The following is a 14,660-nucleotide window of genomic DNA, read 5'->3' on the forward strand; positions in this document are numbered from 1 at the left end:
GAATCGAATCATCACGGACGATAGCCCTAGCAGACGTCGAGCAGGTTGACAACGACCCCATACACCTCCGGCTCCAACCCGCGATCCGGAGCCCCCTTCAGACACGACGTGAACCATTTCTGAAGCACCGCCCGCTTCTCGGACGCCATCGCCCTCACCCGGCTCTCACCAGCACCGGCCTCCACCATCTCCACATCCCTCCGGCCATGCGCCCGACCGACAATGCCGTGGTAACGCAGCAGCATCGAATCCAGCAGCACCCACGGGAAATTCGGACTCGCGGGCGGACCGACCACCAGATTCCGGCCATCGCCTCCGGCCAGCTTGATACCGCCGAATTTCACCTTCAGCTCCGGCAAGCTGCCGCCTTTGAAAAACGCCGCGAGCCCCCCACCCAGCGCACCGATCACCGTGCCCGCGCCGAGACTGTGAATGCCCACCCCGAGATCAAACGCCGCGCCGGCGGCACCGCCCGCGATGGCTCCGGCCGCCGCGAGCTGGGCACGCCCGAGCCCCCATTTCCGCCAAGTTTCCTCGGTCGCCAGATCGAGTCCCGTGTGCCGCGCGGGATCCGCATCGATCCGCAGCAGATGGTGGCGATAGAGCTTGAGCAGTCGCCCCACGCACTCGTTCTCGATCCCCGCGAGCTTCTTGAAATAACGGTCCGTCATCTCCGCGCGCTTGCGCTCCCGCCGCGCGGGCAACCCTTCGTCCTTCTCGTCGAGCGGTTCGTGGACACGCAGCAGCAGGGCCGCCTCGAGGAAATCCACGATCGCCTCCGCCGCTAGCTCGCGGCGCTCCTGCCACTCGTTCTCCATCTTCCCGAGCACCCGCCGGATCGCGTCACCGTGGCGCTCATCGATCTGGAGCAGGGATTCGAGCAATCGACGACGTTCCTCGTAGCGGGCCGAATGGGCGTCGAAGGTGCGGACCAGGTTGAACGTCGCGCCGAGCTGCTCGCGCCACGCGCTTTCCTGTCCGGCGGGAATTTCGCCCTGTGGATTGAGCAGCGCGAGACGCGGTCGCCCCGTCCAGCGCAGGATCTCCATTTCCGCGAGAAAGGCATCCCGCAGCGGATTGCACGGATCGACGACATAAAGCACGCCCGCCCCGGCCATCACCGGCTCCAGCAGGCGCACCTCGTCGGGAAACCGCGCACCGCACTCCGCGACGAAACGCTGCACGTGCACCGGGCCCGGCGTTCCATCACCCGCCAGCCGCTGGATCTCGCGCATCGCCTCCACCGGCTGCTGGAAGCCCGGCGTATCGAGGAAACGCACCAGCTCCTCATCGTGGTACACCACCGGCAGCACCTGCACGCGGGTCGTTTCCCCCGGCGTGGCGCTCACCCGGAGCACCTCGTTGTCATCCACCTCCAGCAGAGTCGCGAGGGTCGCGGTCTTGCCGGCATTGACCCGGCCAACCACCGCGAACGATGGCACCTCTTGGCTCACGCCGCACCTCCTTCCGCGAACACGAGTTCCACTTCCGAGCCCTTCAGTCCATCGACGAAACCCTCCCACGTCCGCCGCTCGTCCGCCTCCGGAGCCCGGATCGCTCCCTCGGGAGCCGCATTGCCGACGAACAAAATCACCCGCCGCCCTTCCTTCACCACGCCCACCCGCGTCAGCAGCGCCTCGATCTGCCGCGGCGACAGCGCCCAGCCCTCCACCAGCAGCACGATCGCCGCCTCGGCGCGCGCCAGCGCCTCACGGGCCGCCGCCTCGCTGTCGGCATCGAGCACCCCGGTGCGCTCCCATGCCACCGGATTGACCCGCAGCTTCTGGAGCAGCAGCGGCCGCAGCCGCTCCTTCGAAAATCCCGCACCGCCCACATCGATCACCAGCGCGCCATCGGTCGGCCGGTTGCGGATCTCCTCGCGCTGGTCCGTGGCAAACCATTCCCGCCACGCCGCGCGATGATGCTTCGATTGGAACGCCACCGCCTTCAGCGCCCGCCCTTCCTGCCAACGGCACACCGCCCGCAGGATCCAGCGCGGCCCCATGCCCCACACCACCAGCGACCACAGCAGAAACCGCCACCACTCCGGCGGCCCCGGAGCCAGCTTGCCCACCTCGCCGGGTTCCCAACGGGTCGCGTCGAGGGTCATCGACCCCGGCACCGCGATCGGATCGAGCACCTGCCACGGCGCGGAAAGGATGTGGGTCACCTGCCACAGCACCGCCCGCATCGTGGACTCGGTGGTGGTCTCCCAGAAAAAGCCGATGTTCCGGAACAGGATCAGCCCGGCGAGCGCCGCCAGCGCCCCGAGATTGAACGCCACCCCCGCCGTCTGCACCGCGCGGGCCAGCCGCCACAGCAGCGCCTTCCGCGCCGCACCCTCCTCCATCAGCCGGTACCACCACTCCGCCTCCCGCTCCCCGGAAAACCGCCGCGCCAGGGCCCCGACCCACCCTTGGATCTGCGAAAACGCCTCTCCCGCCCGCCGATGGAAAATCCACGCCAGCAGCGCGCCGAGCAGCACCAACCACTGCGTTCCCAGCACCAGCGCCAGGAACAGCCCGACATTGATGCCGCCGCGGTCGCGTTCCCACAGCCCCAGGACCGTGGAACCGCCAACCAGCGCCATTACCACCGCCAAGCCAAAGGTCACGCCACGCAGCGCCCCGAAAAATTTCCGCCCCGGCCCGCGCGATCCGGCCTCGCGGCGGCTTTCGAGCCACCGTCGCCACACCACCCGCCGGTCCGGTCCGTCCGCCAGCAGCGCACGCTTTTCCTCCTCCCCCGGGCCTGCGGACGAGGAGCCCATGGCCTGCTCGAAATCGATCAGGTCCACCAGATTCCACCGCCCGTTGCGCTCCATCGGCACTAACAGACCGCATTTTCGGAAAAGTGACAATGCCCGGCCATCGCGCCCTTCACGCATCAACGAATCCGGATATGACGATTTGACTCTTGCGAGCCGGGTCAACCCTCCTACATTGCCCCGCCCATGGCCATCATCGATCCCACCGCCGAACTCCGCCGCGCGATGCAGAACCGCATCCTCGTCCTCGATGGCGCGATGGGCACGACGATCCGCGGCTACGGCCTGAACGAGGAGCAGGCCCGCGGCGACCGCTTCGCGAAGAACGACAAGGACCTGCTGAACAACGGCGACATCCTCTCGATCACCCGCCCGGACGTCATCGCGGACATCCACAAGCGCTTCTACGAGGCGGGCTCGGACATCTGCGAAACCAACACCTTCTCGGCCACCGGCATCGCGCAGAGCGAGTTCTTCGTGGAGGACCCGCGCGAGCACGGCGGCCGCAAGGACCCCGAGTTCTTCCAGAAGATCCTCGAAAACTCGTTCCTCAACGACCTGGCGTGGGAAATGAACGTCGAGTCCGTGAAGCTGTGCCGCAAGTGGGCGGACAACATCGGCTCGGACACCGGCCGCAAGCGCTACGTCGCCGGAGCCATCGGGCCGCTCACCGTTTCGCTGAACATTTCCCCCGATGCCGATGACGCTGGTTTCCGCGTGGTCACCTTCGACCAGGTGAAGGCCGCCTACACCCACCAGATCCGCGCCCTGATCGAAGGCGGCGCGGACATCCTGATGGTGGAAACCATCTTCGACTCGCTCAATGCCAAGGCCGCACTGGTCGCGGCTCAGGAGATCTTCGAAAAGGACGGCATCCACCTGCCGCTGATCGTCTCCGCCGCCGTCGGCCGCGGTGGCGAAACGATGATCTCCGGCCAAACCGGCGAAGCCCTCTGGAACGCGGTGGCCAATGTGAAGCCGCTGGCCGTGGGCCTGAACTGCTCGCTCGGCCCGGACCTGATGCGCCCGTTCCTGGAGGAACTCTCCGCGAAATCGAGCGCCGCCATTTCCTGCTACCCGAACGCCGGCCTGCCGAACCCGCTGGCCGCGACCGGCTTCGACCTGGAACCCGGCGACATGGGCCGCTGGCTCGATGAGTTCGCCGGAGCGGGCCTGCTCAACATGGCCGGCGGCTGCTGCGGCAACACGCCGGAACACGTCGCCGCCATCGCCAAGGCCGTCGAACGCCACGCCCCGCGCGAGTTGGCCGAGCCGAAGCCCGCCCTGCGCCTCTCCGGCTCCCAGCCGTTCACCGCGGACGAGAGCACCGGTTTCCTGATGATCGGCGAACGCACCAACGTCGCCGGTTCGCCGCGCTTCGCCAAGCTGGTCCGCGAGGGCAACCTTGAGGAAGCCGTCGCCGTGGCCCGCCAGCAGGTGGAGAGCGGCGCGAACATCATCGACATCTGCTTCGACGACGGCCTGATCGACGGCAAGGCGATGATGGAGCGTTTCCTCAACCTCGTCGCCGCCGAGCCCGACATCGCCAAGGTGCCGATCATGGTGGACTCCTCGAAGTGGGAAATCCTCGAGCAGGGCCTCAAGGGCCTGCAGGGCAAGGGCATCGTCAACTCGATCTCGCTGAAGGAAGGCGAGGAGGTCTTCAAGCATCACGCCCGCACGATCCTGAAATACGGCGCGGCGGCGGTGGTGATGGCCTTCGACGAGCAGGGCCAGGCCGCCACCTACGAGGAAAAGATCCGCATCTGCGAGCGCGCCTACCGCATCCTCGTCGATGAGGTCGGCTTCGCGGGCGACGACATCATTTTCGACCCGAACATCCTCACCGTCGGCACCGGCATCGAGGAGCACAACAACTACGCCGTCGACTTCATCAACGCCACCCGCTGGATCAAGGAGAACCTCCCCGGCGCGCGCGTATCCGGCGGCGTCTCGAACATCTCGTTCTCCTTCCGCGGCAACAACCCGGTGCGCGAGGCGATGCACGCCGCCTTCCTCTACCACGCCGGCAAGGCGGGGATGGACATGGGCATCGTCAACGCCGGCATGCTGGAGGTCTACGACGAGGTCCCGAAGGAGATGCTCGAGCACGTCGAGGACGTGCTGCTCAACCGCCGCCCGGACGCCACCGAGCGGATGCTGGAGTTCGCCGAGCAGTTCAAGGGCAAGGGCGGAGCTAAGAAGATCGAGGAGGATCTGTCGTGGCGCGAGACCACCGTCGAGAAACGCCTGGAGCACGCGCTGCTCAAGGGCATCGACAAGTTCGTGGACGAGGACACCGCCGAGGCGCTGGAGAAATACGGCAAGCCGCTGAGCGTGATCGAAGGCCCGCTGATGGACGGCATGAGCGTGGTCGGCGACCTCTTCGGCGCGGGCAAGATGTTCCTGCCGCAGGTGGTGAAGTCCGCCCGCGTGATGAAGAAGTCGGTGGCCTATTTGAACCCCTTCATGGAGGCAGAGAAGGTCGAGATGCTGGCCGATGACATCGCCCGCATCAAAGCCGAGCACCCGGATCTCTCCGACGAGGAAGTTCTGTACCGCGCCGAGCGTGCGCGTTCCGCCGGACGTTTCCTGATCGCCACGGTGAAGGGCGACGTCCATGACATCGGCAAGAACATCGTCGGCGTGGTGCTCGCCTGCAACGGCTACGAGGTCACCGACATGGGCGTGATGGTCCCGTGCGACAAGATCCTCGACAAAGCCGTCGAGATCGGCGCGGACGTGATCGGCCTCTCCGGCCTGATCACCCCCTCGCTCGATGAGATGATCCACGTCGCGAAGGAAATGGAGAAGCGCGGCTTCGGCGAGCGCGGCATCCCGCTGCTCATCGGCGGTGCCACCACCAGCCCGGCCCACACCGCCATCAAGATCGCCCACCACTACAGCGCGCCCGTCGTCCACGTGCTCGATGCCTCGCGCTCGGTGCCGGTGACCACCGCCCTGCTATCCGAGGACCAGCGCGCGCCCTTCGTCGCCGAGAACACGGCGAAGCATGAGAAGCTGCGCAAGCAATACGCCGATGGCCCGAAGAAGGCCGTCATTTCACTGGCCCAGGCCCGTGCCAATGCCCGCCAGACCGATTGGGCCACCGTCGACATCGCCACGCCGTCGTTCACCGGCACCCGCCGTTTCGAGACCCGCGCCGATGCCCCCTTCATCTGCCAGCAGCCCGGCGACTACGAGGCGGGCTTTGCGACCGACGAGACCATCCCGCTCTCGCTGCGCGAGCTGGTGAACTACATCGACTGGACGCCGTTCTTCCACTCATGGGAACTGCGCGGCGTGTGGAAATACGACGAGAAGCGCTTCCAGTCCTCGAATCCCGAGGTGGTGGAGCAGGCCCACAAGCTCCACGCCGATGCCCTGGAACTGCTGGAGCGCATCATCACCGAGCAGCGTTTCACCGCCCGCGGCGAGTTCGGCTTCTTCCCGGCGAACGCGGAGGGCGATGACATCATCGTCTGGAACGACGCCACCCGCACCACCGAGCGCACGCGTTTCCACTCCCTGCGCCAGCAGATCAAGAAGGACACCGGCAAACCGAACGAAGCCCTCGGCGACTATGTCGCCCCCGTTGGCTTGCGCGAGGACTTCACCGGCGCGTTCGTCGTCGGCATCCACGGTGCGGAGGAATTCGCCGCCAGCTTCGATGCCGCCCACGATCCCTACCAGTCGATCATGACCAAGGCGATCGCCGACCGTTTCGCGGAAGCCTTCGCCGAACTCCTCCACCACCGCGCCCGCGTGGCGTGGGGCTATGAGAAACCGGGCGACTTCACCAACGAGCAGCTCATCAAGGAGAACTACCGCGGCATCCGCCCGGCCCCGGGCTACCCCGCCCAGCCGGACCACACCGAAAAGCCGCCGCTGTTCGAACTCCTCAATGCCGAGGAGATCACCGGCGTCAGCCTCACCGAAAGCTGCGCCATGCACCCCGGCGCGGCGGTCTGCGGCCTCTACTTCTCGCACCCGGAAAGCCACTACTTCATGATCTCCGAGTTGCAGCAGGACCAGATCCACGACTACGCCGCCCGCAAGGGCATGAGCGTGGAGGAGGTAGAGAAATGGCTCTCGCCGTGGATGGGTTACTAAGTCGCACAAAAGCTCCCGAAACCCCGGCCCAGCACGATCCGGAACGTAGCCGCGCTCGGGAGAGCGTGGGCGGGGCGGACGCACCCAGGCCCGTGCATCTCCAGTCCTTCCGCACGGAAACCACCGGAGGGTGACGCCCTGCTAGCCGGGGCGGGCAAACTCCCGGAATCCCTTGAATGGAATTCCCTCCCGGTGCGTCCAAGCCCTCCCGTGAAAACCCTCCTTTGCTCCCTGGCCCTCGTTCTCCTCCAGAACCGTGCCTCCGCCAGCCATGCCGCGGCCATCCTCTGGACCTCCATGAAGGCGGATTTTCCACAGGGCTCCCTGAACCTGGAGTTCACCCAAGCCAAGCCGGGATGGCACCTCAAGTCCCTCGAAGCGAAATCCCCGACTGGCGAGGTGACCCGGCTGGACCAGACCACGCTGGAAACGATCGGTACGATCACGAACCATCAGCTCTATGAATTCGGATCCGCGGAAGACCCCGGACTGGTCCTGATGCTGGACTTCCGGGCCAAGCACGGCACCGGCGACCAGTCCGTGCTGCTTTGGTACTACTGGCATGGTAAATCCCCGGGAACGGAACTTTATCACTGCGACACCTCCGGCGACGATCCCCGGTGGGTAAAAGCGAAATCCACTGGAGAACTGGAGCTGAACCCGGTGCCCACCGGTGATCCCAGCACGTTTTTCACCATCCCCGCCCGCTGCAGCCATGTGGTGTTGCGCGCGGAGCCGGAGAAGATCGCGCTCGAGGCCCGGACGGAAGGGGAGGCTCTGGCCTCGCTGACGGGCTCCAGCGGAGACCGCCATTTCACCGTGCCCGCGGCCGCCCTCAAGGGCATTCGCCGACCGGACCTGCTTTCGTTCGAGGCACTCATCCACCGTGATTCGCCGAACGATGTGGAACCGCGAATCGCGCCCGCGTTTGCACTCGTCTTCAACCATGGAACCGGGGTGACCTACCCCGCCTCCACGGACAAGGATTCCAGCAGCTCGGAGTCGGAACCCTTGACCGTTTTACCACGGTGCTCCTTCCAGGGCCTCTTCACCCCGGACATGCTGGAACGCTCGCGCACGGAGCCACTCGCCACCCGGGACAATTGCTTGGAATACTACATGGGGCCGGATGGCCGGGAGATCCTCCGTGGAGCCCATAACCAGTGGTGACAGAGGACGGCAAATCCATGACCGTGGAGGAAGTCGAGAAATGGCTCTCGCCGTGGATGGGCTATTGAACAAGCCCCTATTGCCCATGGGACGTATAGGTCCTATACCTCCCATGGGCCCTATAAGACCTATGGTCGCGGCCTCCAAAAAACCGGTCCGCTCAACCAACCAGCACACGAGCCGAAATATTTGAAAGAACAGGGACGTTCAAAGAGAGTTTCCTTCTGTCTTTGCTCTTATGTTGCGTTCCATTTCTCCAATCGTGCTGTGCGGCGTCGCCGCGGTCGCCCACGCCCAGGTCCCTCTTCCGGCCGACGTGCAGGCCGCCAGCGGCAAATTCACGCTGAAGGCGGACGACGCCATCCAGACCAACTCGCCCGCCGCGGCCAAGGAGGCCGAAAAATTCGCCGCCGGGCTGCGGACCTCCACCGGCCTGCCCCTCACCGTCGGCACCGCCCAGGCCCGCATCCGCGTCGGCATCGATGAATCGGTGCGGGCCACCGGCGGCGACGAAGGCTACCGCCTCAATGTCACCCCGGAGCAGGTCCAGCTCACCGCCGCCACCGCCGAAGGCATCTTCCACGGCCTCCAGACGCTGCGCCAGCTCCTCCCGCCCGCCGCGTTCTCCACGCAAAAGGTCAGCGGCACCGAGTGGTCCATCGGCGCGGTGAAAATCGACGACCGCCCGCGCTTCGGCTGGCGCGGCTTCATGCTCGACGAATCCCGCCACTTCTTCGGCATGGACTACGTGAAGCACCTCCTCGACGCGATGGCGGCGCGGAAAATGAACGTCTTCCACTGGCACCTCTCCGACGACGATGGCTGGCGCATCGAGATCAAGTCGTGGCCGAAGCTCACCGAGGTCGGTGCCTGGCGCGGCACCGAGTGCGCGCTGCCGAACACCCGCGAGGGCGAAACCCACAAGCGCTACGGCGGCTTCTACACCCAGGAGCAGATCAAGGAGATCGTCGCCTACGCCGCGGAGCGCCACATCGACATCATGCCGGAGCTGGACATGCCCGGCCACTGCCTCGCCGTGACCACCGCCTACCCGGAAACCCTTCCGGGCACCGGCGACGACAGCGTGTCCGTGCAGGGCGTGAAGGCCAACGTGCTCTCCCCCGCCCGCGAGGGGAACTACAAGATGGTGGACGACATCATCCGCGAGGTCGCCACGCTGTTCCCCTTCCAGTTCATCCACGTCGGCGGCGACGAGGTGAACCACAACGCGTGGTCGAAGGACCCCGCGATCAAGGCGCTGATGGAAAAAGAGAACCTCAAGGGCCTCGGCGCGGTGCAGAATTACTTCACCCGCCGTCTGGAAACCATCATCAGCAAGCACCAGCGCCGCATGGTCGGCTGGAACGAAATCCTCGGCGGCGGCAACCTGCGGCCGGACACCACCGTGATGGCCTGGACCGGCACCGGCCCGGGATTCGAGGCAGCCAAGAAGGGCCACCCCGTCATCATGGCCCCGGGACCGTACTGCTACTTCGACATGGGCTACGGCGGCCCCGATGAACCGAAGACCCACTGGTGGGCCGGCAACATCGAAACCTCGAAGACCTACTCCTTCGACCCCACCTCGGGCGGCAACCTCACCCCCGACCAGCAGGCGCTGGTGCAAGGCGCTCACGGCGCGCTGTGGACCGAGTTCGTGACCGATGGCACGGGCGCCGACTACCGCATCTTCCCGCGCCTCAACGCCCTGGCGGAGGTCGCCTGGACCCCTCAGGAAAAGCGGAACTGGGACGATTTCACCCGTCGCTTCGGAGACGACCTGGAGCGCCTCCACTACCAGGGCATCGCCTTCCGCGTGCCGCCGCCAACCGCCCTCTGGAAGCAGGGCAAGGCCAAGCTGGTGCCGCCCTTCCCCGGCGCGGACATGCGTTTCACCACCGATGGCAGCAAGCCGACCGCCGATTCGCCGCGCTACGAATCCGTGATCTCCATCGCGGACCCGAACAAACTGCGCTACATCACCGTCTTCCGCGGCCGCACCAGCCCGGCCAAGAATGGGGCCGAGCGCGAGGGTTTCGCGAAGTGGTCGCCGGAAAACATCACCGCGGATTGGAAGCCCGTCGATTTCGACGCCTCCGCCGCTGTGACCGCGGATGGCATCCACCGCGCCCTCTTCCAGTTCAACAGCGGCGGCAAGAAGCTCGTGATCCGCAAGGTCGAGCTGCTGCGCGATGGCAAGGTGATCGCCACCGACGCCCACGACGGCGAAAGCGGCGGCAAGGCCGTGAACAACAGCTACCGCCTCCCGGTCACCGGCCACCGCAGCGGCGCGAAATACACGCTGCGCGCCGAGATCAAGGGCGACGGCGGCAATGACTCCCGCGGCGGCATCTCGCTCGACCGCGCCGAGGGCCTTGAGCCGGAAATGACGGTCGCCGCCAGCGCGGACGGTTACCAGGAACACACCGCCGCCTCGCTGGTGACTTGGAACCCAGGCTCCTACTTCTGGTCGAACCGCCCGCTGAAGGACGGCGACACCGTGACCTTCACCTTCGCCAAACCGCAGGTGCTGCGCCATGTCGAGCTGCCCACCGGCGAAGCCTCCGGCACCAAGGACCAGATCCAGAACGCGGTCCTGGAAGTCTCCAACGACGGCAAAACCTTCAAGAAGGTGGCCGACTACGGCTACGGCAGCGCCAAGGCCGATCTCGACGGCAAGCCGGTCCTCGCCATCCGCCTCCGCGCCACCGGCACCCACGCCGGCTGGTGCATGGTTCGCCTGCCGCAGTTGCGCTAACCCCATCCTCAGTCCCGCAGGGACGACGTAACTTAGCCGGTGGCGCAAGCCACCGGTAGACGAACCGTGGGAAACAAGTCCCGGTAGGGACGACGCTGCCTGCGCTCGCCACCGTAATCCACCGGTTCGGATGTTTGGGAACCGCGGCCCTCTTCAACTCCGGAATCGGCTCGCCGCACCGAACTCCATCAATCTCCGTTGCGTCGTCCCTACCGGGGCTGAAGAAGACATCCTCATCACGCAAAACGGCCGCATCCCCTCGGGGACGCGGCCGTTCGCATTCAAATGTGAATCACTTCTTCACCAGCAGACTGGAGCCGGTCATTTCCGCCGGCTTCGCCACCCCCAGCATCTCCAGCAGCGTCGGAGCCATGTCGGCGAGGATGCCGTCCTTCACCTGATACTGGTCCGCGTCCTCCGCCACGTAGATCGCGTGGACGAGGTTGGTGGTGTGGGCGGTGTGCGGGGAGCCATCCGGATTCCGCATGTACTCGCAGTTGCCGTGGTCCGCGGTGAGCAGCAGCTTGCCACCCAGCGACAAGGTCTTCTCGACGATCGCCTGCACGCTGGCGTCGATCACCTCGCAGGCCTTGATCGCGGCTTCCACCACGCCGGTGTGACCGACCATGTCCGGGTTCGCGAAATTGAGGATCACCAGATCGTAGTCCGGCAGCTTCTCCAGCACGATGCGGGTAACCTCCGGCGCGCTCATCTGCGGCTTGAAGTCATAGGTCGGCACATCCTTCGGGGACGGCACGATCGCGCGCTCCTCGCCCTCGAACGGCAGCTCCGCGCCACCGTTGAAGAAGTAGGTCACGTGCGGATACTTCTCGGTTTCCGCGATGCGGAGCTGGTTCTTGCCCGCCTTGGAAACCGTCTCGCCGAGCACCATCGCCATCGACTGGGAACCGAAGATCACCGGCACGCCGTAGGTCTCGTCATACTCGGTGAGCGTGACGAAATGCACCTTCGGCACGTGGCCGCGGTCGAAGCCGGCGAAGTCCGGGCGCAGGAACGCCTCGGAAAGCTGGCGGGCGCGGTCGGCGCGGAAATTGAAAAACAGGATCACGTCGCCATCGCGGATGATGTCCTCGTTCGGCTTCGTGAACACCATGCCGGGCAGGAACTCGTCGGTCTTGTCCTGGCGGTACCAATCGGCCACCGCCTCGCTGGCCAGCACGTGGCGCTCCTCGCCCGTGCCGCGCACGATCGCGTCCCAGGCCAGCTTGGTGCGCTCCCAGCGCTTGTCGCGGTCCATCGCGAAATAGCGGCCGGTCACCGTCACGATGCGGGCGCCCACCGGGCTCACTTCATCTTCCAGCTTCGAAAGGTAGGCTTCACCACCGGTCGGCGAGGTGTCGCGGCCATCGGTGATGGCGTGGATCGCGATGTCCTTCACGCCCGCCGCACCGGCGAGTTTCACCATCGCGATGAGTTGCTCGAGGTGGCTGTGCACACCGCCGTCCGACACCAGACCGATGAAATGCAGGCGGCTGCCCTTGGCCTTCTCCAGCGCCTCGGCGAACACCGGGTTGGAACCCAGCGTGTTCTCCTCGATCGCCTTGTTGATGCGGGTGAGGTCCTGATAGACGATCCGGCCCGCGCCGAGGTTGAGGTGACCCACCTCGGAGTTCCCCATCTGGCCGGCCGGCAGGCCGACATCCAGACCAGAGGCGCTCACGAGGCCCTTCGGATACTGCTCCAGCATCACGTCGTGGAACGGGGTGTTCGCGAGCAACGTCGCGTTGCCGTCGCGCTTCGCCGTTTCTTTCCCTCCGGGGTTCACACCCCAGCCGTCACGAATGATGAGAACCACCGGTTTCTTGGCCATGATGCCGGGCGTTTAGCGTCCCCGGCCCCGGGCGTCCAGCGCGGGAAAGCCCGGAGAGCAAGATTCGCTGCATCCTGCACTCGATCCACAATGTTTGATTTTGTGGCAATTTTTGGATATTCACCCGTTTGGATCGCGTATTTCCAGATGCCCATTGGAACCACCCTCTGACTTCCTCATGTCTCCCTCTTGGTCCCGCCGCCATTTCCTGAAGTCCGCCGCCTTGCTGCCACTCGCCAGCCAGGCGTCGGCCGCTCCCGCCATCGTGACCGGAAAACCCTCCACCGGCCTCCGGATCGAAGAGGTGAAAATGGCCTTCGAGGATTTCAACTACCGGGTGCCCTACAAATTCGGCGGCACCGCGGTGGACCGCGTCACCCTGCTCAACGTCACCGCGCGAGTCTCCAATGCCGCGGGTAAATCCGTCACCGGCTTCGGCTCGATGCCGATGGGCAATGTCTGGTCGTTCCCCTCCAGCACGATGTCCTACGACACCACGCTCAATGCGATGCGGACGCTGGCCAAGCGGATCGAGAAAATCACCGGAGGCTTCCAGGACACCGCCCACCCGATCGAGATCAATTTCCTCCTCGAACCCGAATACCTGAAGGCCGCCGCCGAGGTCTCCCGCGAACTCGCGCTGCCCACCCCGATTCCGAAGCTCTGCACCCAAGTCACCGCCAGCGCCTTCGATGCCGCCCTGCACGATGCCTTCGGCAAACTCCTCGGCCTGAATTGCTACCAGACCTATTCCACCGAGCTGATCGGTCACGATCTCTCGCGCTACCTGAACGCGGACTTCAAAGGCGAATCGCTCGCCAGCTACGTCACCCCCACCCCGCGGGACTGGGTGTGGCTGTTCCACTCCGTCGGCGGCCTCGACGCCGTCACTCCCGGCGAACTCAAGGACCGGCTCCATGACGGCCTCCCGGAAACCCTCGGCGAATGGATCCAGCGCGACGGACTCCAGCGCATCAAGATCAAGCTCCAGGGCGAGAACCTGGAATGGGACATCGCCCGCACCGTGGCGATCGACCGGGTGGCCCGCGAAACCCGCCCGGACGTGGAATGGAAATACTGCTGCGACTTCAACGAGCACTGCCCGAACGTCGACTACCTGTTGGAATACCTCCGCAAGGTGAAGGAGCAGGCCCCGCAGGGATTCGAGAGCATCCTCTACCTGGAGCAACCCACCAAGCGCGACCTGAAGGCCGACCGCCAGAACCTCATGCACGAGGCCGCCAAGCTGCGTCCCGTGGTAATCGATGAATCCCTCACCGATCTGGACAATCTCCTGCTCGCCCGCGAAATGGGCTACACCGGTGCCTGCCTGAAAGCCTGCAAGGGCCAGTCCCACGCCCTGCTGATGGCCGCCGCGGGCAAGAAATACGACATGTTCCTGTGCGTGCAGGATCTCACCTGCCCCGGCGCCTCCCTCATCCAGTCCGCCGGAATCGCCTCCCACGTCCCGGGGCTCTCCACCATCGAGAGCAACGCCCGCGAATACGTCCCCTCCGCCAATGCCGCGTGGACCGCGAAATTCCCCGGCCTCTTCGACACCCGCGACGGCAAGCTCGCCACCAAACAACTCACCGGCCCGGGCCTCGGCGCGGTGCCATGAATCGGATGCCGCCGAGTTTCATTCCCAAGCGTCCGCCGCCGTGCAGACTGCCTCCATGAACGACGACCTCCTGCCGGAACTCCTCGCCGCCGTGGAACAGCAGCTCACTTCGCCCCAGACGAAATACGTCGCGAAAACCCTCGACCGCCTGCTGAAACTCGGCGTGCCCGACTCCGAGGCCAAGGAGCAGATCGCCCTCTGTCTCGGCCAGGAAATGGACGCCGCCTACCGCAAACGGCGCGGCTTCGATGAGAAGTCCTATAAAGGACTGCTGGATGAGTTGCCGGTGGCGGCAGATGAAGAAGAGGAAAACGAAGAGTCGGTCGACGATTCTCCTTCAGTCGAATAAAAGGCCCGTTGCTCCGATCTCTCTTCAGCCACGGAGTGGCGGCAGATCGTA

At 65.4% G+C, this 14,660-nt stretch carries 8 protein-coding genes; 5 read left to right on the plus strand and 3 right to left on the minus strand.

Features of this window, described 5'->3' with window-relative positions; all coding sequences use genetic code 11:
- Positions 1–26 precede the first annotated feature (26 nt).
- Together llg_RS01905 and llg_RS01910 are read right to left on the minus strand one after the other, a co-directional pair.
- Positions 27–1,454: a GTPase/DUF3482 domain-containing protein gene (locus llg_RS01905; RefSeq protein ID WP_338287829.1), complete on the minus strand. Its 1,428-nt coding sequence runs from the start codon at positions 1,452–1,454 to the stop codon at positions 27–29.
- Positions 1,451–2,824, minus strand: a complete 1,374-nt coding sequence (locus tag llg_RS01910) for a DUF2868 domain-containing protein (protein ID WP_338287830.1) — start codon at positions 2,822–2,824, stop codon at positions 1,451–1,453. Before llg_RS01910 ends, llg_RS01905 begins: the two co-directional genes overlap by 4 nt.
- Before the next feature lie 129 nt (positions 2,825–2,953).
- Here llg_RS01910 and metH point away from each other — a divergent pair, with 129 nt between their 5' ends.
- From metH to llg_RS01925, 3 genes are all read left to right on the plus strand, one after another.
- Positions 2,954–6,880: a methionine synthase gene (gene metH / locus llg_RS01915; RefSeq protein WP_338287831.1), complete on the plus strand. Its 3,927-nt coding sequence runs from the start codon at positions 2,954–2,956 to the stop codon at positions 6,878–6,880.
- A gap of 210 nt (positions 6,881–7,090) precedes the next feature.
- On the plus strand, positions 7,091–8,050 hold the full coding sequence (locus llg_RS01920) for a hypothetical protein (protein ID WP_338287832.1): 960 nt from the start codon (positions 7,091–7,093) through the stop codon (positions 8,048–8,050).
- Between the two features lie 238 nt (positions 8,051–8,288).
- Complete coding sequence (locus llg_RS01925; RefSeq protein WP_338287833.1) at positions 8,289–10,808, plus strand: family 20 glycosylhydrolase; 2,520 nt, start codon at positions 8,289–8,291, stop codon at positions 10,806–10,808.
- A 292-nt stretch (positions 10,809–11,100) separates the two neighbouring features.
- On the opposite strand, the gene gpmI is transcribed toward llg_RS01925, so the two are convergent.
- Positions 11,101–12,639: a 2,3-bisphosphoglycerate-independent phosphoglycerate mutase gene (gene gpmI, locus llg_RS01930; RefSeq protein WP_338287834.1), complete on the minus strand. Its 1,539-nt coding sequence runs from the start codon at positions 12,637–12,639 to the stop codon at positions 11,101–11,103.
- A gap of 178 nt (positions 12,640–12,817) precedes the next feature.
- Between gpmI and llg_RS01935 the strand changes: the two genes are divergently transcribed.
- Positions 12,818–14,260 carry an enolase C-terminal domain-like protein gene (locus llg_RS01935; RefSeq protein WP_338287835.1) on the plus strand — a complete coding sequence of 481 codons (1,443 nt, stop codon included), beginning with the start codon at positions 12,818–12,820 and terminating at the stop codon, positions 14,258–14,260.
- Positions 14,261–14,315: 55 nt separating this feature from the next.
- Positions 14,316–14,609: a hypothetical protein gene (locus llg_RS01940; protein WP_338287836.1), complete on the plus strand. Its 294-nt coding sequence runs from the start codon at positions 14,316–14,318 to the stop codon at positions 14,607–14,609.
- Positions 14,610–14,660: the final 51 nt, after the last annotated feature.

It is taken from the genome of Luteolibacter sp. LG18, from assembly GCF_036322585.1.
Classification (GTDB): Bacteria; Verrucomicrobiota; Verrucomicrobiia; order Verrucomicrobiales; family Akkermansiaceae; genus Luteolibacter.

Excerpts from the sequence above, each read along its gene's own strand:
- llg_RS01910 (WP_338287830.1), bottom strand. The coding sequence starts at position 2,824 with ATGGAGCGCAACGGGCGGTGGAATCTGGTGGACCTGATCGATTTCGAG.
- metH (WP_338287831.1), top strand. The coding sequence starts at position 2,954 with ATGGCCATCATCGATCCCACCGCCGAACTCCGCCGCGCGATGCAGAAC.
- llg_RS01925 (WP_338287833.1), top strand. The coding sequence starts at position 8,289 with ATGTTGCGTTCCATTTCTCCAATCGTGCTGTGCGGCGTCGCCGCGGTC.
- gpmI (WP_338287834.1), bottom strand. The coding sequence starts at position 12,639 with ATGGCCAAGAAACCGGTGGTTCTCATCATTCGTGACGGCTGGGGTGTG.
- llg_RS01935 (WP_338287835.1), top strand. The coding sequence starts at position 12,818 with ATGTCTCCCTCTTGGTCCCGCCGCCATTTCCTGAAGTCCGCCGCCTTG.
- llg_RS01940 (WP_338287836.1), top strand. The coding sequence starts at position 14,316 with ATGAACGACGACCTCCTGCCGGAACTCCTCGCCGCCGTGGAACAGCAG.